Origin of the sequence: Cocleimonas flava (assembly GCF_004339015.1) — a bacterium.
Lineage (GTDB): Bacteria > Pseudomonadota > Gammaproteobacteria > Thiotrichales > Thiotrichaceae > Cocleimonas > Cocleimonas flava.
The window spans coordinates 827,829-853,051 of the sequence record NZ_SMFQ01000004.1; the positions used below are offsets into that span (position 1 = coordinate 827,829).

The window sequence follows — 25,223 nt, forward strand, 5'->3', positions numbered from 1 at the left end:
TTTATATAATGGATTTAAGATTTAATTGATCGTCTCACCAAACCATAATGAGATTAATAACCAACTAATCGATAGTAGACAATGAAATAAAACCACCAACGATTATTCTCTTATACCCTCACATTGAGCCCAAATGATACTTAAGTTCTCTTCCTTAAGACTCAATTCTTGATCGAAAAACGTTATAAAAAACACTTTTCAAAATGACTTGTTGTAAGTTAATTTTTTCGGATTTCTGATAATTATTACTGACTATTTAAGAACAACTATTCTTTCGCTTTATTCTTCAGTTATATAAATATGAATCAATCAGAATACGTGTTGTTTTCCCTCTCTTAAGCGTTTTGTGCTTTTAATTATTATTAACTTACTTAACGTAGGTTTAAATTTACTCGCAATTATCTTGTTAGTAAAGTATTTTATTTGCACACTATTAAAATAGTTGACTTAAATCAATCTCAGCCTTGTTGATGGATTTAATACGAGAGTCATCAAGAGATTGTTTTTATTTGATATTTAGAAATAAATATCATACTCCTTTAGATAAAAGGAGCATGGCAAAGGATGTGAAATTATTTAATCAGTAATCCGCGATTGTTTAAAAAAGATCGCATATGCTCGCGCTTTTTATCCTGAACGGCTTTCGCTGTTTGCTCTGACCAATTAGAAACACGTGTTTTACCTGAACGAGATTGGTAATAAGCTTCCATCTGTGCGTCATAAGACTCAATTTGAGATTCCACTTTTTCAGCTGCGTAATGGTCATGATGCAAAATAGTTGTTACTGGAAAGCGAGGTTTAACATCAGGGTCTATCGAAGGCCAACCTAAACACATGCCAAATACCGGATAAACCTCATCGGGTAATCCGAGTAAATCAGACACCAATTGCGGATTATTGCGAATCCCCCCTATAAAAACTCCACCCATACCCATCGATTCAGCGGCCAGCAGGACATTCTGAGCCATTAAAGCTACATCAACACTAGCTGCCAAAAAGTGCTCGGTGTTTCCCTCTAGCTTACCTGCCCCCTGTTCGATGCAGGCTACTTCGATACGTTTTAAATCTGCACAAAACACTAAAAACTCAGGGGCATCTTCTACCCAGGTTTGCCCACCTGCGGCTTCTGCAATCTGACGTCGCGTATCACTATTGGTAACACGAATCACTGAATAAGCCTGAATAAAACTGGATGATGCCGCTGCCTGCCCACATTCAATGATTGTTTCCAGTGTTTCGGTATCTATGGATTTATCTTGAAATTTCCGAATCGAACGATGACTCAGCATCGTCTCTATCACTTTATTATTTGTTTGATCTAACATAATCCTGTATCAACTTGGTGTTTGTTTAATCTATACAATGCGTATAAAAACGCGCATTAAAACAATTGTCTCGTTAATTTATGCTGCGCTTTCAGTGAGGCTTTCTTTCAATAAACCTTTATGTGTCAACACTACGACAAGGGTAATCAACGCTGCACCCACTATATTCGCCATAATATTTAAAGGTAGGAAAGCACCAATAATGCCTAATATTAATAGCGGGTAATGCCAGATTTTCAAGGGGCCTTCAGCGTAATTCTGTACCAAACAATTCAGTGCATAAATGCCAAATAGCCCAAAGAAACCAATCTGAATAATTTCCATCCAGCTGCCACTAATCAGAGGTGTATAAGCAAACATCAAAGGCACAATATATAAACCTTTTGCGATTTTCCATGCTTGGAAACCGGTCGCCATAGGCGGTGATTTTGCAATACCCGCAGCGGTAAATGCGGCTAAACACACTGGTGGAGTAACATTACTGTCCTGACTCAGCCAGAACACGATTAAATGTGCAATCAGTAAGTACATGGTTAATTGTTCAGCATCGACCAATACTGGACGAAGCGTTATAGCCACTTCAAACGGAATAGCAGACATTAACTCTAGCGCTTCGGGTCGAGTCATCCCTGTGGCTATCGACGCTACATGTGGACTGTCGACTAACATAAACATAGCCGACTTACCTGGATCAGCTATCCCTTGAACCAATTGATCAACGATTACACCATCCGCTAATATCCCAGCCAAAGCAGGAGCACTCAAAATAGCGAGAATAATATAAGCAGCAGTAACTGGTAGCCCCATGCCCAAGACCAATGATGCTAATCCTATGAGTATGATGGCAACTACCATCGACCCCTGAGACCATTGCGCGATCATCAACGAGAAGCTATTACCGATGCCACTGGTAACAATCGCATTATTCATAATGCCGATAGCCACCAACAAAACACCGGTCAAAATTGATGCTCGAATACCAAACATAAAGGCTTCAGCAATGCGCGAGAGGCCCATCACCGTAGGTTTAAAATCATCGCGGTTTAATATTTTGCCAATCACTAACGTTGCCCAGGATACCAACACCAATGCTGCAATCGCCCATGACGCTGCATAACTCGGGGTTACACCTGTCATTAGCAACCAGATCATCACCGTTAAAGGAAGGATGAAGGTTAAGCCACCAGAGATGATTTTACCTTTATCAATAACCAAGTCCTGATCATCACCTACTTTGTATTTAACCGCTTCGATACGCACGATAAATGCAACAGAAAGGAAATAAAGAATCGCAGGTACAACCGAAACCGCCACAATGGTCGAATACGGAATAGACGTGTAACTCGCCATAACAAAGGCACCAGCACCCATTATTGGTGGCATTAACTGCCCACCGGTAGATGCCGCCGCTTCAACACCGCCTGCGAACCTGCCACGAAAACCATTAGACTTCATCAATGGAATCGTAATAACGCCTGTAGACGCTGTATTGGCTATCGCTGAACCACTAATCGTGCCTGTTAAGGCAGATGATAGAACCGCAACAAATGCAGCACCACCACGGATACGCCCTGCAACTAATTTTGAACTTTCGATAACAAAATCACTGGCGCCTGAGACCACCAGAAAACCACCAAAAATCATGAACAAGGTAATATTTGTGGATGAGATGCTCGCCAAAATTCCGAACATACCTTCGTCGTTAAACAAAGAGCGGAACATGATGTCATTGAGTGGCAAACTAGCCGAACGAAAAACACCCGGTAACTGTTCGCCTAAAAACATAATATAGGACAGCGACAACAGGATGAGTATTGGAATTACCCAACCAGATACTCTTCGGGATAAATCCAGCGCAGCAAATAGTAGTATTCCGCCTGCTAACCAATCCACAGGACTAAACTGCCAAGACTGGCCGGTAACCGCTAAAGTATCATCATAAATTCGCGATTCTGATGCGGCCACCCAGAGCGCAGATGCAGCAACGAGTAAACCATAAAAGAGATCAAGCTTAATCGCCCAGGGTTTGTGTTTATTCTTGCCAAAAGCGCTATAAATAGTAGAAGCTAAAAAAGCAAAGCCTGCAAAATGAATCGCATTTTGCCAAAGCCCCGGCTCATTAAGAAAAATATTAGTGAGGATATGCCAAACACCAAAGGCTACCGCTAATGCTGCAATAAACCATTCCAAAGGCGTTTTAGATTCTCCCCTTTTAATATCTTCAAGCATCAACCACTCATCACGGAGATTTTGAGAGGCGAGTAGTTCAAGCTCAGTGTCGTTGTCTGCTGCTTCGTTATTTTGTGTTTTATTATTCATAGTTGATTAGTAATCGTTTATTTGTACAGAATGTCCAGGTTATCTTTAAAGCTAACGCCATTCACAACCCAGTTTTTCTCGGGCTTATAAAACGTTATCTTCCAGTAAATAGCGTGATTATTAAATTTATGTAGATAGTAATAACGTAAAAATGAATCTCCTATTTTTTCTTTACTCACCATTTCCAAACCGACAGCCTGACCAAATCGCTGATCAACAATGGGCCACTGCTTTTCTATGGTTTTAATAAGATTATCAAGCTCAACTTTAGGTAAAGGCCAATGTGGCTTAGCTACTGCCATTCCCTCAGTAAATTCTTTTTTGATGAAATGACCAACCATCTTATCCGCTAGTGCTTTTGTATCAATTTGGTTTTTAAGTTCTTTGGCGTGAATAACCCCTGATGCGAAAGAGAGAAAGAATAGGAAAAACACACTGAGAAGAAAGGGCAATCGCAACTTCATCATTAACACTCTAGGTAAAAGTAAGAGTATAGAATAATAAAGTACACCCCCCCACTTTTATGGCATTTTTTTGTAATTCTTCTGGAATAAATACTCGAATATCAAAACTTTACTTCTATTCAAAAATAGTTTTCATAGAAAAGAATTTTTTATACAAACCTTTTATCCGAAGTTTTTACCACTACAGTTATTATTAGCTATTATGTTAATAATAATTATTCAGTATTTCTGGGCTTATTCCTCGAAATTTTAATCGTAACAAAAAAATATAATAAAAATAAACTCATCCACTTTATGCATAAAAACCATTTCTCAGTCAGTTTTGATAATCAAATAAGAACCACAGAACATATTTCAAATTTGATAAACAATGCCATGGAATCAGGCGCAAAAGGCGTTACCCTGATTATAGCGGCAGACTATATGCCTGAAATGGATTCTTTAAGCGCGTATTTAAAGACAATTGACATCACAGTGTCTGGAGCAATATTCCCAGAAATAATTCATGATGACAGCTATTACAACGATGGGGCTGTCGTTATTGCATGGAACCACCCAATTCAGGTTAAGACATTTCTGGAAATAAGCAATACGCAGTCAGAACTGTATACCGAATCAAATTCAGACAGCAAACCACCCGATGTCGAAGGTTGTCTAATTTTTATCGATGCTAAAGCAAAATGCTTAGAAGAAGCATTAGATGCCCTCTACTACCGAAATGAATTCGATTATAGATTTGCAGGTGGCGGTGCCGGCTACCTAAAGGACAATAAAAGACCTTGTATTTTTACCAATGACGGCATTCTTGAGGATGCCTTACAAACGATTAACTTACCTTTTTATCAAGACAATAAAATTTGTCATGGTTGGTCAGCCTTATCTGGTCCGCACCTGGTTACCGAGGCATCAGGCTACCGTTTAAAAGCGTTAGATTACCTGCCCATTAAAGAGCAATATCGTAAGTTTATTCAAGACAATGTAGAAGAGGATATTTCTGACAAATCCATCGAAGAGCTATTAGGCCAACACCCCATCGGAATAAAGTATTACGACGAAGAACTCATCGTACGTGATGCATTTCGTTATAGTGATGGTGCCATCGAATTTATGGGTGATATCCCAGAGTTTTCTAATATATACATTCTTGCGGGTGAGCCAAAATCCTTACTCAATTATGTTGATCAAAACCTGAATAATCTAATCATTGAAAACAAACCAGATCATAACTTATCGCTAATCTTTAGTTGTGTCGGTAGACGCGCGCACATGGGGTCTGTCAGTGATACAGAACTTTCTCGAATTTCAAACGCATTAAAACCCACAGAATCAATTATTGGCACCGCTTCCCTAGGGGAACTGGTAACCAACGAAGCGGGCTTATTACGTTTGCATAATATGTCACTTGTGGTATCCAGGATGTACAAATGATTCATTGTGAAGCACAAAGCTTAATTTCGTTACAACACGAATTACTGTTATCAATCGGTACTCATACAAGCCCTGAAGCGTTGCTAAAAGAATTTTCTTTTAAAGCAATCAAGACGCTTAATTTGAAGCGAATTCATTTCTTTCAGAAAAGCAATAAACTCGTTGGCATTCGTAAAAAGTCATTTTGTATTCCATTATCTGCAAAAGATATTATTTCTGAAAACCAGAAACTTGCGCGTTATTACTTTAACCCTTTACCGACAGAAAATAGTTATATCGAAGAAATCGAACACAACGGCAGTTTCTTCTATAGTTTTGGCATCAAAAATTTCGGCTATATTTTATTAGAGAGACGATTAAAAGCTTTCGATAAAAGTTTAATACAGGCTTTAATTCCACCTGTACTTCGATTTTCTATAGCCTATCTTAGCCGTAAACAGTTTGAATTAAATACCAAACAACGAAATAGAATCCATGAAATATCAAGTGCATTACGACTTGATAAACAAAAATTTGAAACAATTTTGGGCGCGATTAAAGATGGCGTGATTGCGATCAACTTTAACAAAAAAATCTTTTATGCGAATGACTCTGCGCGCATTTACATGGATGTAGAAAGTCATATCGATATTGATAAAAAGTACTATGAATACTTTCGCCTATTAAACATAGACCAAACTGAAGATATCACCCAGAAATTAGAACGAATTGCGTCAAAAAACACAACCTGGTCGCCCAAGGAACCTATCGTTTTTAAAACACAAAGCGGAAAAACCAGCGTTTGTGAAATTAATGTACAAAAAATAAAAGATAAGCGACAAAATCATACAGGGAGTAATTACTATTTTGTGATTACTTTCCATGACATCACAGAAACCTATGAAATGGAACAAACACTGGCGTGGCAGGCAACCCATGACCATTTAACAGAGTGCTTAAACCGCAGTGGTTTCGAAAAGATCCTCGATCATATTGTAATTAAAAACACATCGCACAATCATGCGTTGATTTACATGGATCTTGATCGTTTTAAGTATGTCAATGACCTAGGCGGACATTTGGCGGGCGATGCTCTTTTAAAACAAGTTGCAGAGATCATGCAGCAGGAAATACGAGAATCAGACCATCTGGCCAGAATTGGCGGTGATGAGTTTTGTATCATCACCAAACGCTGCGAAATAGAATATGCCGTAGAACTTTCTCATAGAATCAGGGAAAAAGTGGAACGTTTAAGATTTCAGTGGAAAGACAACGTCTTTACCATCGGAATCAGCATAGGCGTAACATCGATTAAGCCCGAAGATAAAGATGCTGATATGGTATTTTTTAAAGCAGATGATGCCTGTATGCTCTCCAAAAATAACGGGCGTAATCAGGTTACATTAGCTCAGGAAAACGCACTAAACACGTCTAAAAAGGACCCTACCAGACAAATTAATTACATTAATCACGTCAACAAGTCCTTATCAAGTATTGATGATTCATATAATTTTGTACTCTATCAGCAACAAATCATGGCGATTGCAGAAGAAGAAAAAGACCACATAGAAATTCTTCTACGGATGGAACACAAAAACAATATCATCCTGCCGAATGCCTTTTTGCCTGCAGCTGAACGTTATGGAAAAATAGCCGCCATCGATTTATGGGTGGTGAAAAATTCTTTAGAATATATAAAGCACTGCAAAGACACCGATGTGAATGTAAACCTTTCTGGCATAACACTCAGTGATGATTGTGCCAGAAAACAACTCTATCAGTTAATTTCAGAACACCCGGAAGAAGCAAAAAACCTGTGTCTTGAAATCACAGAAACGGTAGCGATTACCAATCTCAACAAATGCATCCGCTTTATGAATAATGCCTCACAATATGGCGTGAGTTTTGCTCTGGATGATTTTGGCACCGGCGTCTCTTCATTCGGCTACCTGAAAAACTTACCCGTAAAATACCTGAAGATTGATGGTTCTTTCATCCGTGACATTTGTACCAATGAAATCGACCAGATCGTAGTCAGGTCTATTACAGAAGCCGCAAAAGCTATGTCTATTCAAACGGTTGCAGAATTTGTTGAAGATGCAGAAATCTTAAGAAAAATCTCAGAGATTGGCGTGGATTTCGCCCAGGGTTATCATCTGAACAAGCCAGAAAGGCTTGCAACATACCCTTTACCAATACTCCATTAATCGAAATTTAAGCGAAGCCACCCCCCTACTTTGGAGGCTTTTTTTAAGCCTTGTAAAGGCTATGTTACGCCAAGGCTTTTGCCTTAAACACAAACGTACCAAATGGAATAAATGAGGCAGCAAAACCAAGCAGTGTATTTATAATCCCTAATTCTCTTTTTACTGCATGCAAAAACAATAAAACGATAAACGACAAAAATAAAACACCGTGCAGGGGACCAATTATTCTTACCGCTTCCGCCATCCCAGCATAATATTTCAATGGCATTGCAACAAACAATAGAAGTAACAATGATGATCCTTCTAATAGAGCCGCCCAACGTAAGATAGTGAAGTCAGTTTTCGTATTATTTTTATTCATGAGTATTTGCTGCGCTTTAATATTTAGGTTGCTTTAATATCTGGATAGCTTAAATCTATCGGTAAACAGCGAGTATATTTCACGCTGAATTAATACAAAGTGAATAAGCCGTTTTATCCCATGAATTAAGTCCCCCCCCCCTAGTTTGGGGCACTTTTTTGTCTACAAATGAATCGATTATTACAGAGAGTATTCTTGGTCTAATAGGTCTAATAGGTCTAATGAACAATGATATTTTTTAACACACCTTCTTCTTTCAGCTGCTTCATTGCGTCGCTAAACTTTTTTGCAAGTAGCTCATGATTAATCCCGCTGGTCTTGGAGAAACCTATAAATAATGGCGCATTGTTTGGGACATATTCGAGCTTTCTAAAGTTCGCTCTTTTAATCTTTCCCGTTTTGATATAATTACTCACGATAGTATCGAACACTAATTCATTAATGATAATCGCATCTATTCTATTCTTGGCATTTAGTTGTAGCACCAAACGTTCGTTATTAGTTGCCTCAAGACGCTCAATATCCTGATACTCATCAAATGTTTCCCCATAAGAGTTTTCAGCCGCTACACCAATACCCCAACCCTTAATATCTTCAATGGTTTTCGCTGTTCTCTTGCTATCTCCACTAACCACTAAAATATTTTTTTCGTAACTCAAAGGTTCGGTTGGATACTCCAAAAACACGTTTCTCTCTTTCGTTTTAAATAAGGGAAATATTGCATCAGATTCACCACTTTTTACTTCTGCTAAAGCTCTTGCCCATGGTCTTAATTTGAATAATGGTTTGATACCTAACTTTTTAAACACTGTTCTGATGGTATCAACATCAATGCCTTTAAACTCATCATTTTCTATATAAGAATGCGGAGGATAGAAATTACCCACAATGGTAAGCTGCCTCTCTTTTGCATAGGCATCCGTCATCGCGAAGATCACAAGAAATGATAGTAAAAGTAATTTCATATTTTTATTTTTAAATTAAAATTGTTTTCTAACATATTAGAACAGACTTTTTATCTCCACAAGACCGCTTATTCGCAATAAAGTACCGTACATACTGTAATTGACTATAATATTTTTATATTTACTGATAATTCACATTTATCAGCCAATATCTAACTAATCAGCTTTCCAGATTGATAGAAGATTTAGTCGCCAGTTTTAAAGCGTTTAATGGTCTTGCGCCTCTTTTAGCAATGTATTTTTTAGGCTTGCGTAGGTTATGAAAGTGCTTATTTCGCTACTACTCCCTTACTATATTACCAATATACACCCCCCTACTTTGGAGGCGTTTTTTTGATTAATTCTTTACTTATTCTGTAACAGTGCCTATTCAGTAACAGTTGTTTCTTTCATTGTGGTCTGATTCGAATACTGATTCATGATTTTATCAACCACGCCTTCGTTATTTAAAGCAAACAAGGCATCACTAAACCTTTCAACGATATCCTTGTGTTCACTAAGGCTCTTTTTTGAGAAACCCATATACAACGGTGCATTATTAGGAACATATTCCAGCTTTCTGAAAGCGGGATTTTTGATATCACCTTTCGCGACAAAACGATTAACAATCGTGTCGAATAATAATTCGTTGATAATAATCGCATCAAAACGCTTTTTAGCGTCAAGTTGCAGCACCAGAAGTTCATTACTTATGCTTTCAACGCGATACACATCCTTATATTCATCAAAGGATTTTCCGTATGAGTTTTCAGTGACTACTCCGATTCTCCAGCCCTTGATATCCTCTAATGATTTAGCCGTTTTATCGCTGTCATCATTAACCACGAGAATATTCTTTTCGTAGCTCAAAGGCATCACTGGGTAAGTGAGATAGGCCTCTCGTTCCTTAGTGCGAAATAGAGAATAAATAGCATCGGACCTTCCACTTTTTACCTCTGCTATGGCTCTGGCCCATGGTCTGAATTTAAATAAGGGTTTAATCTTGAGTCTTTCAAAAACCGCTTTGATGATATCTACATCAGTGCCTTTGAATTCGTTGTTTTCAATGTAGGAATAAGGGGGATAAGAGTCACCGACAATGACAAATTGCTTCTCTGCAGCAAATACATTGATTCCCGAAAACAGCGCGACAACAACTGCAAATATAGCGAAGATGATATTTTTCATTTTTCTGTTTAAAACAATTTTCCAATTAATATATAAAAATATCACAACACACAAAGCTAAATTATTGCACAGCAATATCTTATATTGACGGCATTATAAAGGGTATTAAATGACGGTTCTCACAATAAAATTCACCAATAATCAAATGATCAATCGGTAAAACTTTTATTTACTGTTTAGACTTCTTACGACTAAACACCATTTCCTGTTGTTTCAAATTATCTTTCTCGCCCACCCAGGCATACAGTAATAACGCAGGTTCTCGTTTTGAGACAGTAATTCGATGCGTATGTGCAGGCGGATTAAAAATCATTGATCCAGGCGAATAAACACCCTGATTGTTTTCCGAAACCGACCCTGAAAGACATATATAACTTTCTGTAATACCGTCATGAGCATGCGACGGATAGATACAACCCGGTGCAAATAAAACCACACCTAAAATCACTTCTTCAGAGACAACAGGCCCACTGGGTCCACAGATTTCGGCATACGCGTATTTATGCTCTAGCCCTCTCGGCATTTTTTCATAGCCGTATTGCCAATTGAGTTGTTCCTGAATCGATTCGAAACAACGAATCATCGAAACATGAGCCTGACTTTTGCCTTCATCCATCGCACGTTTTAGGTGTTTGGTCACCGGCTTATCAGCTATAACGTCAATAGATATTTCTGGGTTCACTTTCATCGAACGACTAATGGCTTCACGCACCTTGCGCTGATGCGATCGGATAACATCACTTCCACCAGAATCCAGGTGCCGATAAAGCTCATAGCACTCTAACAGTAAGTATCTCCAGTCTGGACAGTCATTTAAGTGGTTTTCATTCATATCTAAACACAATATAGACAAGCAATAGATACGCTGTTTATCGACTCTCTCTAGCATATATGTTAATACGTAGAGATAAGATAATGATAAATAGGCGTTGTAAGATGCGATATTAGACCGATCGTCTAGAACAAGCAATATAAATAACGTTATGATTGTTTATTATTTGAGAAAGCTGAAGAGCATTGAATTGACACCCCCCTACTTATAGGCCTTTTTTAGTTAGCCCGAAGTGTTTGTTAGGAGCTTAGTTAGGAACTAGCTAGGTTCTTGTTAGCTCTTTGATTTGACTTTGAAATTGTTTTTAGAATTGGCCAAACAACAAACTTTGTGAATTCCTTCTATTATCTAAGCATTGCAAGTATCTAAGCACTGCAAGATTGACAAGCACCCAGAATTTCAAGCGAAACAGATTCCCTGGTGAATGAATTTTCTTTGGTAGTAATATCAATAGCCTTACCAAGCTCTGTGGTGCAACATTCCGTTACTTTTTCGCAGTGTGTGCAGATCATAAAAAAACATTGATTATGCAAGCCAGGGTGAGAACAACCGACGAATGCATTGAGACTGTTAATTCTATGCACTAACCCATTTTGCAACAAAAAATCCAGGGCACGATAAACAGTCGGTGGCACGGGAGCACCGTCCTCTTTAGCCAGCTTTTCCAGAATATCATACGCTTTTGCAGGCTTGTGAGTCTCCCACACCAGTTCTAATACTTTGCGTCTTATCGCGGTAAATTTAAGACCCTTTTCATTGCATATCTCTTCGCCCTGTTTGATTGCCGTCGATATACAGTGATTATGTTTTTCACAATGAATCATAAGATGCTTTAACTCGATTAAAATAGTAGTCGTAAATTTAAATGATATAATATAACATAACTTTAACATTACAATGATGATAACAAGATTATCATATCTTTTTACTATCGGTAGCAGCTTCTTACCCTGCTACTTTTCTTTGATTGACAGAAATTTTTAAGGATTTTTTAAGATGAAAACTAATGCCGCCTCTTCTCTAACTTCTGTGGTTTTATCTTCTATGGCTTTAACAGCAGCAATTTCAACTTCTGCGATTGCAAGCGAAGACGAACATCGCGAGCACGGTGCGCATCAACATGGAAAGGCACAGCTCAATGTTATTCAAGAAAAAAGTGAGCTAGCTATCATGCTGGAAACTCCGGCAATGAATGTGTTTGGCTTTGAACATGAGCCAAAAAACAGTGAACAAAAAGAAATTGTCGAGCATGCCGTTAAAGACCTTAAAAAGCTTTCAACGCTTATAGAAATGGACAAAAACGCTGCGTGTGAAATCGTTAAAGTCGATGTGGATCAGCCATTTGGGAATCATGATGAGGATGAAGACGAACATGAGCATGAACACGAAGAAAAAGATGAGCATGATCATGACGACGAACACAAAGCAAAGAATGAACACGACGAGAAACATGAAGAACATGAAGAACACGAAGAATCAACTCACTCCGATATTGATGTAGAAGTTGTTTACAACTGCAAAAATGCAACTAAACTCACGCAATTGGATCTAAGCAATTTCTTCAAACGTTTCTCAGGATTTGAAGACATCGATGCACAAATCATCGTAAACGGCCAACAATCAGCGACTGAGTTAAGTAAAAAACAACCTATTTTAACATTGAAAAAGTAATGATCATTCGTTTAAAGAACGTAAGCTACTGCTGGCCAGGTCAACAGCAGCCTACGCTTAACATTCCATCGTTAGAAGTAGAAAAAGGTGAACACCTTTTTCTACACGGCCCTAGCGGCAGTGGTAAAACAACCCTGCTCAATTTACTCACTGGCATCAATACTCCCCAATCTGGACAGCTGGAAATACTCGAAACTGATATTGCCAAGCTCTCAGAATCCAAAAGAGATCGTTTTCGCGCCGATCATTTGGGTGTGATCTTCCAGCAATTTAATCTACTGCCTTATTTATCGGTGTTAGATAATGTTTTGCTGTCTTGCGACTTTTCAAAAACGCGTCTTGAAAAAGCCGGAAATGCCGTTGAAACGGCCAAACAATTATTGCTTGATATGGAAATTTCAGGCGATCTATTACACAGCAAAGTTTCCAGCTTAAGTATGGGACAACAACAACGTGTAGCGGTTGCCAGAGCCTTAATTGGCAACCCGGAAGTAATCATTGCCGATGAACCAACATCGGCTCTAGATACCGACAATCGAGATCGTTTTTTAGACTTACTCTTTACGGAATCGGATAAACACGGCTCCACCTTGATATTCGTCAGCCACGACACCCAAATTCAACATCGTTTTAATAGAATGGTGAGTCTCGCGACGATTAATAACGTAGATAACGCGTCAGACAATAATCAGATAAACCACAATCAAGCAGATGCAAAATAAACATGAAGCTCCTCAAAATAGCCTTCAAAAGCGCGGCAAATAGAAAAACAGGGTTGATACTGGCAAGTGTTTCGATCGCCTTGAGCATTATGTTATTGCTGGTTGTCGACACCATTCGTAAACAAGGCAAAAGCAGTTTTGTGAACACGATTTCTCAAACCGATTTAGTCGTTGGCGCACGCAGTGGTCCACTTAATCTATTGATGTACAGCGTGTTCCGCATCGGCAATGCCACCAACAACGTGTCATGGAAATCTTATCAAGAAATTGCCGCATTTCCAGAAACAGACTGGACAGTGCCGTTATCACTCGGTGATTCCCACAAAGGCTTTCGGGTTCTGGGCACCAATCAGGATTACTTTAAATATTACCGCTTTGCAGGGGGTAAAAACCTCGCCTTCGCCAAAGGAAAGCAATTTGATGATTTATATGACGCGGTTCTTGGTAGCGAGGTCGCGAAAAAGCTGTCGTACAAACTCGGCGATAAAATCACCTTGGCGCATGGTTTAACCTCTACAAAATTTGCCGAGCATGGCGATAAGCCTTTTCGTGTTTCGGGTATTTTAGAACGAACCGGCACACCCGTAGATCAAACCGTGCATGTGTCTTTACAAGCCATAGAAGCGATTCACGTAGATTGGTTGTCAGGCTCTCCTTCTCCCATCAAAATATCTGCGGAGAAAGCACGAGAGATGAAACTCAACCCCAAAACCATCACCGCATTCATGCTTGGTCTTAAAAACCGCACCGCCACGTTTCGCATGCAGCGCAAAATCAATCAATACAGAGCCGAACCACTATTAGCCATTTTACCCGGCTCAACGCTGGCTATTTTGTGGAATACGTTGGGTAACTTTGAAAAAATATTAGTCGCGATCGCCTTTCTGGTTTTACTCAGCGGCCTACTTGGCATGTTAACCACATTATTATCCACTTTAAATGAACGAAGGCGCGAAATGGCGATCTTACGAACAGTGGGTGCGCACGCCTGGCATATTATTGCGTTGTTTTTACTTGAAGCGTTTATGGTTGTTTTAGGCGGCTGTATTTTAGGACTTATTGCAAGCTATGTTGTGCAATTAGTCGCTCAGCCACTCTTGGTACAGTTATACGGAATCCATATCGATATTATGTTCCCCGATGCCGAACAGTGGGCTATTATCGGCGGCGCATTATTGTTAGGATTATTTTTCAGCTTATTGCCAGGCCTCATCGCTTACCGACGATCGTTACAAGACGGTTTGGTGCTAAAGGTCTAAATTGATTTTAAAGGATTTATAAAATAAAACTCATGTTCAAAAACAATCAATTATCATCCATATTAGCGGTTTCATTTCTGACTTTATTGTTATCCGCTTGCGGTGAAGAAGCGGCTGATAGTGTTTCAAAAAATACGGAACAACAAACTACCAGTGCTGAATCAAAAGTAGATACCGCAAAAACTGCGGAAGCTAAAACCAAAGACAAAGATACAACGAAAGAAGAAACAATAGTTCCGCTTGTGGCCGATACCACTCCCGAAACCACTAATAAGTCGGACACTGAAGAAACAGCAAACGCGAAACAACAAGACAGCAATGCCGTTGAAACAATCAGTTGGGATAAGCTCATTCCAGAAAGCTATGACCCGAGTGTCATTATCGATAAATACAGTGAGGAATTAGAAAGCCTCACAGACGATGACCCAAAGGCGATGGAACTCTACGGTAAAATTCAGGCTGAACTGGATAACGCACCAGTGAATATGTCACTAGATGGCAAGACCATTAAAATGCCGGGATTCATTGCCCCCTTAGAAAACAACAATGGCATCATCAGCGAGTTTCTATTGGTCCCTTATTTTGGCGCCTGTATTCATGTACCCGCACCACCGATTAACCAGACCGTAATGATCAAAGCAAAAAATGGCCAAGGGATTAAATCAGAAGAGTCATCACTTCCCATCTGGATTACAGGAAAACTAAAAGCTGTAGAAGAAAGGACCAGTATTGGTGCAGCAGGCTATCGCATTGAAAATGCACAAATAGAGCCTTACACAGAAGAATAATTGGCACCCCCCTACTTTAAGTGACTTTTATGCGGCTGCGCCTTCCCTTTGGGTAAGCATTAAACAGCAATGCTTTTGTCTCGATAAATCTCGGCTCATTCTGTTGTATGAAATGACTAAAGAAACTTATGCTTCGCGGAATAATATTGATGCGGCTTTAGATGACCCTTTAGGGTGAGGCGTAGCCGAATAATTTATGCTTTGCGAGGGCGTTTTTTTAGATAGTTTTAAACTAGTTTTAAGAACTAGATAAAACGCTTAGAAGCGTAGGCCAGATGAATGCACTACATCACATTTCTATCCGGCCTAGCTAACAATCTGGGCGATCAAACCACCCGACCTCCTACACTATCCGACTACACTACCCGACTTTGAAAAAGTCGGATCTCCCATATCGTTGTTTCTGGTAAATCTAATTTATCTATCTACCAGCACAGAACACGGTGAATGGCGCACAACTTTAGCAGCCGTCGAACCGAGTAAATAATCTCCCAATCCAGGTTTATGCGAATTAATCAATATTAAGTCCGCATCGCTCTCTTTCGCGAATTGAATAATTTCGTGGTAAGAGGTTCTACCATCACGTATTTCCGGTTTAGCATCTACGCCAGACTTCTCTAGCCATTTAGCCATAGTTTCGCGTGTTACAGAAAGATCGTGTGGCACCTGTTCAAGTACATGCAATAAGGTAATTTGAGGCTTTTCAGATAAGCTTGCCGCCTTCTTAAGTGAATCAAGCGTTGATGCCTCATTCAACAAGTCGGTAGGGACAATAATTTTGTTGTACATTTTAATACCTCCAGTAATTAATATGTTTACATCGTGTAAAACAACCGTTTTAAGGTATATCTTCAACTACGATTATCATAGTATTAATAGGATGTAGAGGAGTTGACGCTTATCAAGAGACCACGAATTAGGTTTTTAGCGTTTTAACGAAAGATAGCCTGTAGATTAAAAGATGCATTTACAATCACAGCCAACCACAAGTAATAAGCATCAGGAAGACCATGAAAATCAGCGAAATAATCCACGACAAGGAAAACAAACAACTCTATCTGGAAGTCAGTATGGATGAAGTAGAAACACCCGTTCGCGCATTAGTTGATTAAATCATCAAAAAAGACAAAATGTACTTAACACACTCAGAAGTGCCTGTAGCACTCCGTGGGAATGGCATCGGAAAAATACTGATAGAAAAGACGCTAGAAAAGCTGGTAGAAGAAGGCTACGAACAAGAATATAAAATTATCGCTAAGTGCCCGTTCATTAAATACTTTATCGAGAAGAACGAAAAGTGGAGTGAGATTATTCATTAATATAAGCACAAAAATATTCACAATATATATTCACAATATATAGTCACTATCATCACTGAATGATTAGCCAATCACTTGAGGTAAATTAAATGTTAAACGCTAGAGCACTCTATTACCTCAGCACCATCATTCGCCGAGGCTCGCTTCGCAGAGCGGCATCATTGATTGGTATAGATGTATCATCAGTTAGCAGACAGATTCGCCAACTGGAAGAAAATCTCGATATAAAGTTATTAGAACGTCACGCTGACGGCTCCAAAATAACAGAAGCTGGGAGACTCCTGGTTGATCATTACCACAGCCAGCAAGCGGCAGAAGAAGCGACACTTTCGCATTTAGCAGAGCTTCAAGGAGTAGTCACCGGTAAGGTGCGGATTGCTGTTGGTGAAGGATTTATCGCAGATTTAATATCTGAGCCCATTCGCACTTTCATGATTGAACATCCACGTGTTGATCTCGAAGTAACAATGTGTGGAGTCAATGACGCCACCATGCTAATCAAAGAGAGCGAGGTAGATCTGGCACTGCTCTATGCGCCACCTAAAGATAAACTCCTGCATTGTCATGTCGAAACTAGGCAACCACTAGACCTGATCGTTCCCGCAGGACATCAATTCACAAAAAGTACCGGCCCTATTTCCTTTCAGGAAATCACCAAGTGGCCAATAGGTTTGATGAACTCTTCATTCGGAATGAGGCAGATGGTGAATGCGGTCGCACATCAGGAAAGAGTTATTTTCGATGCGCGTCTGCATACGGATTCAGTCGCAGTATTAACAAACTTCGTACGCTCCGGAATCGGCATAACCTTCATGCCAGAACTCACTGTTTCCGAAGAAGTGAAAAGAGGCTCAATTGAAGTGATCCCTATGGAACACAGCGTTTTGAGTGGTGCTCGCGCCCAGATTGTTAGTTTTACAGGTAGAGAGATGACTGTAGCGACAAAAGCCTGTCTGGAACAACTACATAAAGGGATGCGTTTTTTCAATGCAGATGCGCCGCGATTGGTTAACTCCTAGTGTTGACATAAATGCAACACAGGAAGTCTTGAATAGGCAACAGAGCAACACTTATACTCACGTCAAGCCGAATATAAAAGTTGGCAAAACACGACATACCACAAAGACATATCACTAAAGGAGCACCAAATGAAACTAAACCTTAAAACTACGTTAGCAACTGCCTGTTTCGGCGCAATGCTTTTTGCTGGAAATGCAGTCGCTGCAACCTCTGTGAACTTGAGTTATAACGGAGCACCGGATGCTGAGAAAAATGCAGTCCATGTTTTCGCCTCAAACCTCAAGAAGTTAATCGAAGAGAAAACCGATGGTGAGATTAAACTAAAGCTTTACCCCAACAGCATGCTAGGTGAAGAACAGGAACGCATGGAACAGACAATCAGTACGCCAAGTCTGAATATTGCCTCTTTTGGTGGAGTTTCACCGTTAGTGCCAGAGGTTTTTGTTAGTGCAATGCCATTCCTATTTAAAGACTTTGCTTCAGCACGTAAATTTTTTGATGAAGGCGCATACTGGAAAGATGTTAAAGCTGCATTACGTAAGCGCGCTGGTTTAGAGCTATTAGCCGTAGTAGAAGAAGGTGGATTTCTCGCATTCACGAACAATAAAAAGCCAATTTCATCACCTGCTGATTTCTCAGGTCTACGTTTTCGCGCAATGGATCCGAGTCAGGTAGCTCTTTATGAAGCATTCGGCGCATCTGGAACGCCAATTCCCTGGTCAGAAGTTTACATGGGTCTGAAAACAGGCATCGCTGATGGTCAGATGAATCCACCGATGTACATCATTCTTGGTAGCCTTTATGAAGTACAAAAGTACCTGACACTTGCTAACATTCAGTATTCAGATCAATTCCTTGTTGGCAACGCGGCATTCATTGACGGTTTAGATAAGGAAACTCGTAGCGAATTACTAGAAGCTGTCGCTGAAGCTAATGAAATGGCTCGCAAGCACAACGAAGAAAAAGTTGACGGTCGTATTGCATACCTGGAAAAAGAAGGAATGGTCGTGATTCGTCCTAATAAAGAAGAAATGGCAAAATTCCAGACTATGGCTCAACCTGCTTATTTAAAATGGTTAAAGACTCAAAAAATCGATCAATCATATATCGATAAAGCGTTAAAAGACGCTGGAATGAGCAACTAAATTACGATAAATCAACCCTGTTCCACGGGTTCAAACAGGGGCTTTTTAGCCCCTGTTTCTCAAAAAAGGATTAGTCATGAGTAACTATGTCTCTCGCATACTTGCCATCAGTGGGCCTTTGTCCATGAATATCGCTAGTTTTCTGCTTTTCTTAGATCTATTAATAATACTTTTTGGCGTTCTAATGCGATATGTCGTTGGCGGCGCTCCCATTTGGACTGATGAGCTTGCCAGATTTCTCATCATTGGCGGCGTAATGATTGCCGCAGGTGCCGTATGGATTGAAAGTGGTCACATGCGCATAAATGTCATCGAAAATCTATTATCAGGACGATTACGCAAGATTGTAATTCTTTACCAGTGGTTAATAACCGTCGTAATCGCGACCGGAGCTGCTATTTTTAGCTACCGATATGCGATGTCTGTTTCTATATTCAGCACCCCTGGCCTCGAGGTATCAAGAACAATTCCGATGCTATCACTGCCTATTGGCTTTGCGTTACTCGCTTTTCATGCCTTGCTTCAAGGACCGCAGACAGACGAACCCACAACAAAAGCACCAACAAATGAGGCACAACCATGACTTTTGCAATGCTCGCGGTATTTTTGCTGCATGTTCTATTGGGCTTACCACTTTTCATTTCTCTGCTTGCTGCTGCGATTGTGGGCTTTATGTTTGTAGACCCAAGCATGATTCCACGCATGATGCCTCAACAGTTTTTTGCAGGGATTAACGTATTCTCCTTGATGGCTATCCCACTATTTATTTTGGCGGGTAATCTAATGAATGTGGCACGCCTGACAGATAGACTGATGGCCTTTGCAAACTTGTTAGTAGGCCACCTTCGCGGAGGAATGGGTCATGTAAATGTAGTATCTAGTGTCTTTTTCGCAGGCGTCAATGGCTCTGCTGTTGCGGATACCTCTGCACTAGGATCTCTCCTAATACCGACAATGCGAAAAGAAGGTTACTCAACCGCTTTTGCGGCAGGCTTAACCGCTGGAAGCTCCTTGATTGGTCCAATCATTCCTCCAAGTATTTTCATGATTCTTTATGCATCATTGACCAACACTTCGGTAGGCAGTTTGTTCTTAGCGGGTGTAATCCCCGGCCTATTACTAGGCGTAGCGTTTATGGGAATGAATGTTTGGTATGCATGGCGTAACGGGTTAGAAAGCCGCGGTCGATTACCAACATTCTCAGAACTTGTAACGACAGCAGTTGGTGCTCTCCCTGCAATTGTCGCCCCTTTCATAATCGTCGCTGGTATTGTTCTGGGTTTTGTAACACCCACTGAATCTGGCGCGCTAACAGTACTATATGTGGCATTGTGTGGTGTGGTCTTGGGCAACTTAAACTTTGCCTCATTCTGGAAAGCAGTGGTAGATACCACACGACTTACTTCAGCCATCTTCCTTATTATGGCGGCATCTGCAACGGTTAGCTGGTTGCTTGCGTATGCTCAGGTTCCAAGCCAGTTTTTATCGTTATTAACACCCTATGTTGATCAACCAATAGTAATCCTGCTACTTATCAGTGCCATCACCTTTGTCACCGGTATGTTCATGGAAGAAGTATCAGCGTTAATGCTACTAACTCCAATCGTTGTTCCTGTAGCAGCTATGGCTGGCGTAGATTTAGTTCACCTCGGTGTCATCATTACGCTAAACATCACTATCGCATTGATTACACCACCGATGGGAGCCTGTGTGTATGTTGCAGCGGCTGTTGCAGGTCTGGATATCGTATCCTTATTTAAAACGATTTGGCCTTTCGTACTGACAGCATTATTCGTGCTTCTTTTATTAATTATTTTCCCAGGTTTAACACTTTGGCTTCCGAGCATAATGGAATAACAACGTGAACGCAGTTTCCCAACAAATGAATCTTTCACCCATCAACGTCAAGTTGGATCTCGATTTTAACAAGGTCAGTCAAATCCTGATCGAAGAGAACGACGAGCCACTCGTGGAATTGAGTCAAACCGATTCACAGATTAAGGTAGTACCGGTTTATGCCGAACAAGGCATTCCCGGTGCGATTAGTCAGTGTTACGTTCGCCAAAGTGTCTATCTGCGCTTACTCAATGTAGCAAGCTCTTTACCCGCTTGCTACACACTCGTTGTACTGGATAGCTGGCGACCAACTCGCGTTCAGCAATACCTTTTTGATACCTTTAAAGAATCTATTCGTGCGAACAACCCTCTCATTGGGGAGGCTGAACTGTTACAGAAAACGCAGGAGTTTGTTGCCAAACCGAGCAGCGATGTGAAGTCTCCCAGTTTTCATCTCACCGGTGGATCTGTTGATGTAACGCTTAGCGATTCAGATGGTCAGATTTTAGACATGGGCTCATTATTCGACGAAGGCATTCCTGAGTCGCACACAGCGTTCTTAGAAACCAAGCAAGAACTGACACACTCGGAATGCATGGCGCAAACTCATAGAAGATGCCTATATTGGGCAATGATAGATCAAGGGTTCACAAACCTGGATAGCGAATGGTGGCATTACGATTTTGGGAATCAGTTATGGGCTTATTACACCGGCAATAAACGCGCTATTTATGGTCCTACAAGTCCGAAAGGATACATAAGTGAATAGAACATTTTTGCTGAATCCACTAAAAGACGTTGATGCAATAATCGGCGCAATAACTGACGCAATAATTGACGCAAATAAAGGATCAATAAATTAATACTTCGCCTATCCGTTAGTTGTTATGCTATTCACATATAATGCTAGCTTTAATTTATATAAAGAATAAGTAGCCACAACCATCAAGTCAGGAGAACGTATGTACCAAAAGCGGAATACATTGATCATGGTATTTTCTGCTGTTGCCTTGATCGCTTGCGGAGGTGGTGGAAGTAAATCCGAAGAGCAAACGCAGCAGACAGGTGACGATAGTGGCTCTTCTGTTTCGACTACAACTCCTACAACTCCAGCAACAACTATTCCAGATACACCAACAACGCCAGCTACTAGCGAGCCACGTGTCATCGAAAATCTGGGTGCGGTTAGCAACGAAATACTTGATGAATACAACGGATATCAGGGTAGCGCCGCTGCTGGTGAATCTCGCTTTGTGTGTCATCCTGTTCGGATAGAGACTGTCGACCCTATTCTCAACCCAGGTGCTATCTCGAATCACGAACACATATTCTGGGGCAATGCGGCAACCAACCGCAACTCAACCTACGATTCCCTAATCAACGAACCTGCTGGAGCGTCTTGTTCTGGTGGCGCCATCAACAAATCAGCCTACTGGATGCCTACCCTGCTCGACCCAGAAGGTAATCCCGTTATTCCAGATGTCATATTCAACTATTACAAAACGGGCTATCAAGGACAAGATGCTAGCGCCATCATCTCAATGCCTGCAGGTCTGCAGATGATCTCGTCACAAAACCCGAACTACTTTGATGGAGCCTTCACCAACTGGTCAACGGGTCCTGATTTTCAAGGTGGCGATAATGAACAGCGATACCTACCCGATGAGGCTCCACAGTGGTTACGCGCAACGGTTGGCTTTCCTCAATGCTGGAACGGTGTCGAACTGACCTCAGCAAACGGCAAAGATCATGTCGCACACCATAACGGTGGTCAGTGCCCCAGCACACATCCGGTGCTATTGCCCGAGCTGACTATTTCAGCATCATGGGAAATTGGTGGTTCGCTGGAAGGATATCAACTCTCTTCCGATGCAGCCAACGGCGCGCAACCAGGTGAACTACTGCATGCCGATTTCATGGATGCATGGGACCCTGCGTGGATGGATCTCATCGTCACGCGTTGTCTTAACGCAGAGATCGACTGTGGCACTCGACAGATTGGTCAGTTTGGATTAATCGATCCAAGCTTTTGAGAACAACTAGCTTTTGAAAACAAATAGTCAAAAGGCACCCCCCTACTTTGGGGCGTTTTTTTTTCGATGTATTATTAGATCTACTGAATCCCTAATCGCCAGATGCTTTGGCTTAGTTTAGATTAGTTTAGCCGTACAAGCTGCTTTGTTACCATGGTTTACAATTCGTACAACAACCCCAGTAAGCCGCTTTTCTTCTGCTTTGGTGGTTTTTTAATATTGCGTAGTTCGCGGCTTTTCTTCACCAGTTCATGAATTATAGGCATCAAAATAATTTCCAGCGCATGCATCATCTGACTACCAGGAACGACCATGGTATTTCTACCAGACATAAACGAATTCTTAATATGTTGCAAATAACGGGGGAAATCAGGATTATCAATTTTCTGAAAATTGATCACTAAATAACACTCTTCAAGCGTCGGCTCATCTCTGGCAGAAAACGGATCGGACGTATCCACGATCGGAATCATTTGTAGATTGATGTGAGTGCGCGAAAACTGCGGCGTGATGTGCTCCGCATAATCCCTCATGCGATCAATAATCGTATCCTGAACTTCTTCGCGAGTGTAATTGCGCAGAGTATTGTCGCGCTTCATCTTACGAATCCATTCGAGATTGACGTTCGGCGCTACACCCACCAACAAATCAGGATACTGCGCCAGATTAATATCGCCCCACACCGCGGCGCCATGATGCCCACGATACAGCAACAGATCACTCTTTCGGGGTAGCTCCTTCCACGGAGTAAAGGTGCCCGACTCCTGTTCAAAACGATCCGCGAGTTTTTGCGTATGCAAATAATAACGCGACATTCCAGTACCAACAGCCGCATATTGAAAGAACAGAGATTCCAGTTTATCCAGATGATTACCTTCAGGACTGTAGTGACTTAAGACTTTACCCTCACCCTTGGCTTTTTCGATTTCAACTCGCATTTGCTTGCGATCATAACGATGAAACGCATTGCCCTGAATATAAACCGCCTTAACGCGCTCGCGAAAAAAGATATTCTCAAACGCTTGCGTAACCGCAGCGCTACCAGCACCGGCCGAACTAACAAATGCAATAATCGGGTGTTCTGCAGACATACAACTTCCTGTGATTTGGAGTTAGGATTGACTGTAACTCAAGTCAGTTTAGTTGATGTATAAAACGAATCCCATACCACAAAAGGCATAAGCCAATGTGTGTTGAGCATACCTAAAGGTCACCCCCTATTTTGGGGCAGTTTTTTTAATGATATCCTATCCGTAAGTCGGATAAACGCACCGTCACCCGATATGAATATGTTCATTAACACACAAATATCGGATGGCGAGACTTATCCGATCTCCGATATGCGGGTTACCGCGTTTGTAAGCTTTTAAGTTTTATCGAACGACGACGTCCAAACCAAAGCAGACCACTAATCGTTGCTACTATACCTAGGGGAGTGAAAATTGGTACCGCTGTTGGATCGGCTATTGATCGCAACGTTGCAGTTATATCAACAGCAGTTGTTGCGGTATCAGTAATCGTAACTTGATAAGTGCAGCGAAGATCTCCACTGACTAAGTTTGCGTAAAACGGTATATTTGAAGTCATGATAAAAGGCGGAGTCCCTTCTAAACACGTGGTATCATCTAGGTCTGGAGCAGTAAGCGACTCGCATATTTGCGGGATGTTAAAATTAGTATCCCCCAACATATATGGCCCGTAAACAGCCCCCCCTCCACTCGGAAGTCGTAAAATCAAATCAACGTCATCTATTACAGACGATTCGCAGTCGGTGGCGGGCTCAGCCGCATAAACTGTCGAACATACCGATATCAGCCCACACAAACTCCACCCCAACCACTGTCTAAGATACTGCCCACTGGGCTTATTATTCGCACCTTTCTCATAATGCCAGAGAACCTTTTTATTTCGACATGACACGTAAGTATTTGATGCTTGAATACTGGTGGGAGTAATTCTAAACCCTAAAAAATCAAAGCTGTTTTTTGCTCGACCTAGCCATGTTTTATCAGGGTGACTCTCAACGTTAAGCGATTTCATAATACTGTATACCTTATAGATTGTTTAGGGTGATGGAGTTACGAGGGAATATGGGTAAAACGCGTAAGTTGATCATCATATTTAGACTATGAACACGCGTTAATGCAAAAAAACTGTATGAGAGCGAATAGCGTTCTTTATAACTTTAGACATAATGGGGTAAGAGGGTATTTTTAAATTGATTTGATGTGTTGAATACGAGGCGCCAAACAACAAAAAAATCAAAAGTCAGACACACAGAAATGCACGTCGCAAAACGTGAGTTGATAAAAAACAATTGATTACTGAGCTTCCCTGCCTGCATTAAAGCCTCTACAACACGTTAAAACTAATAGGTCAGTAG

The 25,223-nt window shown here is 40.8% G+C and carries 24 protein-coding genes; 13 read left to right on the top strand and 11 right to left on the bottom strand.

Annotated elements, in window-relative coordinates:
- Window positions 1–572: 572 nt before the first annotated feature.
- The 3 genes from nfsA to EV695_RS15470 all read right to left on the bottom strand — a co-directional run bounded on the left by nfsA (window position 573) and on the right by EV695_RS15470 (window position 4,111).
- Window positions 573–1,325 carry an oxygen-insensitive NADPH nitroreductase gene (nfsA, locus tag EV695_RS15460; protein ID WP_131906869.1) on the bottom strand — a complete coding sequence of 251 codons (753 nt, stop codon included), beginning with the start codon at window positions 1,323–1,325 and terminating at the stop codon, window positions 573–575.
- A 78-nt stretch (window positions 1,326–1,403) separates the two neighbouring features.
- Window positions 1,404–3,644, bottom strand: a complete 2,241-nt coding sequence (locus EV695_RS15465; RefSeq protein WP_207907110.1) for a TRAP transporter permease — start codon at window positions 3,642–3,644, stop codon at window positions 1,404–1,406.
- A 17-nt stretch (window positions 3,645–3,661) separates the two neighbouring features.
- The gene (locus EV695_RS15470) at window positions 3,662–4,111 is read right to left on the bottom strand and encodes a hypothetical protein (protein WP_131906870.1); all 450 of its coding nucleotides are present in this window, start codon (window positions 4,109–4,111) and stop codon (window positions 3,662–3,664) included.
- Between the two features lie 291 nt (window positions 4,112–4,402).
- Here EV695_RS15470 and EV695_RS15475 point away from each other — a divergent pair, with 291 nt between their 5' ends.
- Together EV695_RS15475 and EV695_RS15480 are read left to right on the top strand one after the other, a co-directional pair.
- Window positions 4,403–5,536 carry an FIST C-terminal domain-containing protein gene (locus EV695_RS15475; RefSeq protein WP_131906871.1) on the top strand — a complete coding sequence of 378 codons (1,134 nt, stop codon included), beginning with the start codon at window positions 4,403–4,405 and terminating at the stop codon, window positions 5,534–5,536.
- Window positions 5,533–7,722: a sensor domain-containing protein gene (locus EV695_RS15480; protein ID WP_131906872.1), complete on the top strand. Its 2,190-nt coding sequence runs from the start codon at window positions 5,533–5,535 to the stop codon at window positions 7,720–7,722. Before EV695_RS15475 ends, EV695_RS15480 begins: the two co-directional genes overlap by 4 nt.
- 64 nt (window positions 7,723–7,786) lie before the next feature.
- Here EV695_RS15480 and EV695_RS15485 read toward each other — a convergent pair whose 3' ends face one another.
- The 5 genes from EV695_RS15485 to EV695_RS15505 all read right to left on the bottom strand — a co-directional run bounded on the left by EV695_RS15485 (window position 7,787) and on the right by EV695_RS15505 (window position 11,871).
- A complete protein-coding gene (locus EV695_RS15485) occupies window positions 7,787–8,083 on the bottom strand; it encodes a DUF3817 domain-containing protein (RefSeq protein ID WP_131906873.1) in 297 nt (98 codons plus the stop codon).
- Between the two features lie 218 nt (window positions 8,084–8,301).
- Complete coding sequence (locus tag EV695_RS15490) at window positions 8,302–9,048, bottom strand: substrate-binding periplasmic protein (RefSeq protein WP_131906874.1); 747 nt, start codon at window positions 9,046–9,048, stop codon at window positions 8,302–8,304.
- Window positions 9,049–9,414: 366 nt separating this feature from the next.
- Window positions 9,415–10,215 (bottom strand): substrate-binding periplasmic protein, encoded by an 801-nt coding sequence (locus tag EV695_RS15495; RefSeq protein WP_131906875.1) that lies wholly within the window; start codon window positions 10,213–10,215, stop codon window positions 9,415–9,417.
- Between the two features lie 169 nt (window positions 10,216–10,384).
- A complete protein-coding gene (locus EV695_RS15500) occupies window positions 10,385–11,047 on the bottom strand; it encodes a dimethylsulfonioproprionate lyase family protein (protein WP_131906876.1) in 663 nt (220 codons plus the stop codon).
- A gap of 365 nt (window positions 11,048–11,412) precedes the next feature.
- Window positions 11,413–11,871, bottom strand: a complete 459-nt coding sequence (locus EV695_RS15505) for a Fur family transcriptional regulator (RefSeq protein WP_131906877.1) — start codon at window positions 11,869–11,871, stop codon at window positions 11,413–11,415.
- Between the two features lie 172 nt (window positions 11,872–12,043).
- Between EV695_RS15505 and EV695_RS15510 the strand changes: the two genes are divergently transcribed.
- The 4 genes from EV695_RS15510 to EV695_RS15525 are packed head-to-tail and all read left to right on the top strand — an operon-like array spanning window position 12,044 to window position 15,487.
- Window positions 12,044–12,718 carry a ZrgA family zinc uptake protein gene (locus EV695_RS15510; RefSeq protein ID WP_131906878.1) on the top strand — a complete coding sequence of 225 codons (675 nt, stop codon included), beginning with the start codon at window positions 12,044–12,046 and terminating at the stop codon, window positions 12,716–12,718.
- The gene (locus EV695_RS15515; RefSeq protein ID WP_131906879.1) at window positions 12,718–13,440 is read left to right on the top strand and encodes an ABC transporter ATP-binding protein; all 723 of its coding nucleotides are present in this window, start codon (window positions 12,718–12,720) and stop codon (window positions 13,438–13,440) included. The genes EV695_RS15510 and EV695_RS15515 overlap by 1 nt, the downstream gene beginning before the upstream one ends.
- Before the next feature lie 2 nt (window positions 13,441–13,442).
- A complete protein-coding gene (locus tag EV695_RS15520) occupies window positions 13,443–14,699 on the top strand; it encodes an ABC transporter permease (protein ID WP_131906880.1) in 1,257 nt (418 codons plus the stop codon).
- Window positions 14,700–14,731: 32 nt separating this feature from the next.
- Complete coding sequence (locus tag EV695_RS15525) at window positions 14,732–15,487, top strand: DUF3299 domain-containing protein (protein ID WP_131906881.1); 756 nt, start codon at window positions 14,732–14,734, stop codon at window positions 15,485–15,487.
- 417 nt (window positions 15,488–15,904) lie between these two features.
- Here the strand turns inward: EV695_RS15525 and EV695_RS15530 are convergent, their stop codons facing one another.
- Window positions 15,905–16,276: a universal stress protein gene (locus tag EV695_RS15530; protein ID WP_131906882.1), complete on the bottom strand. Its 372-nt coding sequence runs from the start codon at window positions 16,274–16,276 to the stop codon at window positions 15,905–15,907.
- 341 nt (window positions 16,277–16,617) lie between these two features.
- Here EV695_RS15530 and EV695_RS15535 point away from each other — a divergent pair, with 341 nt between their 5' ends.
- From EV695_RS15535 to EV695_RS15565, 7 genes are all read left to right on the top strand, one after another.
- Complete coding sequence (locus EV695_RS15535) at window positions 16,618–16,806, top strand: GNAT family N-acetyltransferase (protein WP_131906883.1); 189 nt, start codon at window positions 16,618–16,620, stop codon at window positions 16,804–16,806.
- An 89-nt stretch (window positions 16,807–16,895) separates the two neighbouring features.
- On the top strand, window positions 16,896–17,825 hold the full coding sequence (locus tag EV695_RS15540; RefSeq protein WP_131906884.1) for a LysR family transcriptional regulator: 930 nt from the start codon (window positions 16,896–16,898) through the stop codon (window positions 17,823–17,825).
- A gap of 129 nt (window positions 17,826–17,954) precedes the next feature.
- Entirely contained in the window at window positions 17,955–18,971 is a 1,017-nt protein-coding gene (gene dctP, locus EV695_RS15545; RefSeq protein WP_131906885.1) for a TRAP transporter substrate-binding protein DctP, read from the top strand.
- 76 nt (window positions 18,972–19,047) lie between these two features.
- A complete protein-coding gene (locus EV695_RS15550; RefSeq protein ID WP_131906886.1) occupies window positions 19,048–19,554 on the top strand; it encodes a TRAP transporter small permease in 507 nt (168 codons plus the stop codon).
- Window positions 19,551–20,828 carry a TRAP transporter large permease gene (locus EV695_RS15555; RefSeq protein WP_131906887.1) on the top strand — a complete coding sequence of 426 codons (1,278 nt, stop codon included), beginning with the start codon at window positions 19,551–19,553 and terminating at the stop codon, window positions 20,826–20,828. Before EV695_RS15550 ends, EV695_RS15555 begins: the two co-directional genes overlap by 4 nt.
- A 4-nt stretch (window positions 20,829–20,832) precedes the next feature.
- A complete protein-coding gene (locus EV695_RS15560; protein ID WP_207907111.1) occupies window positions 20,833–21,576 on the top strand; it encodes a M15 family metallopeptidase in 744 nt (247 codons plus the stop codon).
- A 193-nt stretch (window positions 21,577–21,769) separates the two neighbouring features.
- Window positions 21,770–22,840 carry a DUF1996 domain-containing protein gene (locus tag EV695_RS15565; protein WP_131906888.1) on the top strand — a complete coding sequence of 357 codons (1,071 nt, stop codon included), beginning with the start codon at window positions 21,770–21,772 and terminating at the stop codon, window positions 22,838–22,840.
- 158 nt (window positions 22,841–22,998) lie between these two features.
- Here the strand turns inward: EV695_RS15565 and EV695_RS15570 are convergent, their stop codons facing one another.
- Together EV695_RS15570 and EV695_RS15575 are read right to left on the bottom strand one after the other, a co-directional pair.
- Window positions 22,999–23,931: a phosphoribulokinase gene (locus tag EV695_RS15570; RefSeq protein ID WP_131906889.1), complete on the bottom strand. Its 933-nt coding sequence runs from the start codon at window positions 23,929–23,931 to the stop codon at window positions 22,999–23,001.
- Window positions 23,932–24,187: 256 nt separating this feature from the next.
- Complete coding sequence (locus EV695_RS15575) at window positions 24,188–24,880, bottom strand: hypothetical protein (RefSeq protein WP_131906890.1); 693 nt, start codon at window positions 24,878–24,880, stop codon at window positions 24,188–24,190.
- Window positions 24,881–25,223: the final 343 nt, after the last annotated feature.

Coding starts and splice junctions, on each gene's coding strand:
- nfsA (WP_131906869.1), bottom strand. CDS start 1,325: ATGTTAGATCAAACAAATAATAAAGTGATAGAGACGATGCTGAGTCAT.
- EV695_RS15465 (WP_207907110.1), bottom strand. CDS start 3,644: ATGAATAATAAAACACAAAATAACGAAGCAGCAGACAACGACACTGAG.
- EV695_RS15470 (WP_131906870.1), bottom strand. CDS start 4,111: ATGATGAAGTTGCGATTGCCCTTTCTTCTCAGTGTGTTTTTCCTATTC.
- EV695_RS15475 (WP_131906871.1), top strand. CDS start 4,403: ATGCATAAAAACCATTTCTCAGTCAGTTTTGATAATCAAATAAGAACC.
- EV695_RS15480 (WP_131906872.1), top strand. CDS start 5,533: ATGATTCATTGTGAAGCACAAAGCTTAATTTCGTTACAACACGAATTA.
- EV695_RS15485 (WP_131906873.1), bottom strand. CDS start 8,083: ATGAATAAAAATAATACGAAAACTGACTTCACTATCTTACGTTGGGCG.
- EV695_RS15490 (WP_131906874.1), bottom strand. CDS start 9,048: ATGAAATTACTTTTACTATCATTTCTTGTGATCTTCGCGATGACGGAT.
- EV695_RS15495 (WP_131906875.1), bottom strand. CDS start 10,215: ATGAAAAATATCATCTTCGCTATATTTGCAGTTGTTGTCGCGCTGTTT.
- EV695_RS15500 (WP_131906876.1), bottom strand. CDS start 11,047: ATGAATGAAAACCACTTAAATGACTGTCCAGACTGGAGATACTTACTG.
- EV695_RS15505 (WP_131906877.1), bottom strand. CDS start 11,871: ATGATTCATTGTGAAAAACATAATCACTGTATATCGACGGCAATCAAA.
- EV695_RS15510 (WP_131906878.1), top strand. CDS start 12,044: ATGAAAACTAATGCCGCCTCTTCTCTAACTTCTGTGGTTTTATCTTCT.
- EV695_RS15515 (WP_131906879.1), top strand. CDS start 12,718: ATGATCATTCGTTTAAAGAACGTAAGCTACTGCTGGCCAGGTCAACAG.
- EV695_RS15520 (WP_131906880.1), top strand. CDS start 13,443: ATGAAGCTCCTCAAAATAGCCTTCAAAAGCGCGGCAAATAGAAAAACA.
- EV695_RS15525 (WP_131906881.1), top strand. CDS start 14,732: ATGTTCAAAAACAATCAATTATCATCCATATTAGCGGTTTCATTTCTG.
- EV695_RS15530 (WP_131906882.1), bottom strand. CDS start 16,276: ATGTACAACAAAATTATTGTCCCTACCGACTTGTTGAATGAGGCATCA.
- EV695_RS15535 (WP_131906883.1), top strand. CDS start 16,618: ATGTACTTAACACACTCAGAAGTGCCTGTAGCACTCCGTGGGAATGGC.
- EV695_RS15540 (WP_131906884.1), top strand. CDS start 16,896: ATGTTAAACGCTAGAGCACTCTATTACCTCAGCACCATCATTCGCCGA.
- dctP (WP_131906885.1), top strand. CDS start 17,955: ATGAAACTAAACCTTAAAACTACGTTAGCAACTGCCTGTTTCGGCGCA.
- EV695_RS15550 (WP_131906886.1), top strand. CDS start 19,048: ATGAGTAACTATGTCTCTCGCATACTTGCCATCAGTGGGCCTTTGTCC.
- EV695_RS15555 (WP_131906887.1), top strand. CDS start 19,551: ATGACTTTTGCAATGCTCGCGGTATTTTTGCTGCATGTTCTATTGGGC.
- EV695_RS15565 (WP_131906888.1), top strand. CDS start 21,770: ATGTACCAAAAGCGGAATACATTGATCATGGTATTTTCTGCTGTTGCC.
- EV695_RS15570 (WP_131906889.1), bottom strand. CDS start 23,931: ATGTCTGCAGAACACCCGATTATTGCATTTGTTAGTTCGGCCGGTGCT.
- EV695_RS15575 (WP_131906890.1), bottom strand. CDS start 24,880: ATGAAATCGCTTAACGTTGAGAGTCACCCTGATAAAACATGGCTAGGT.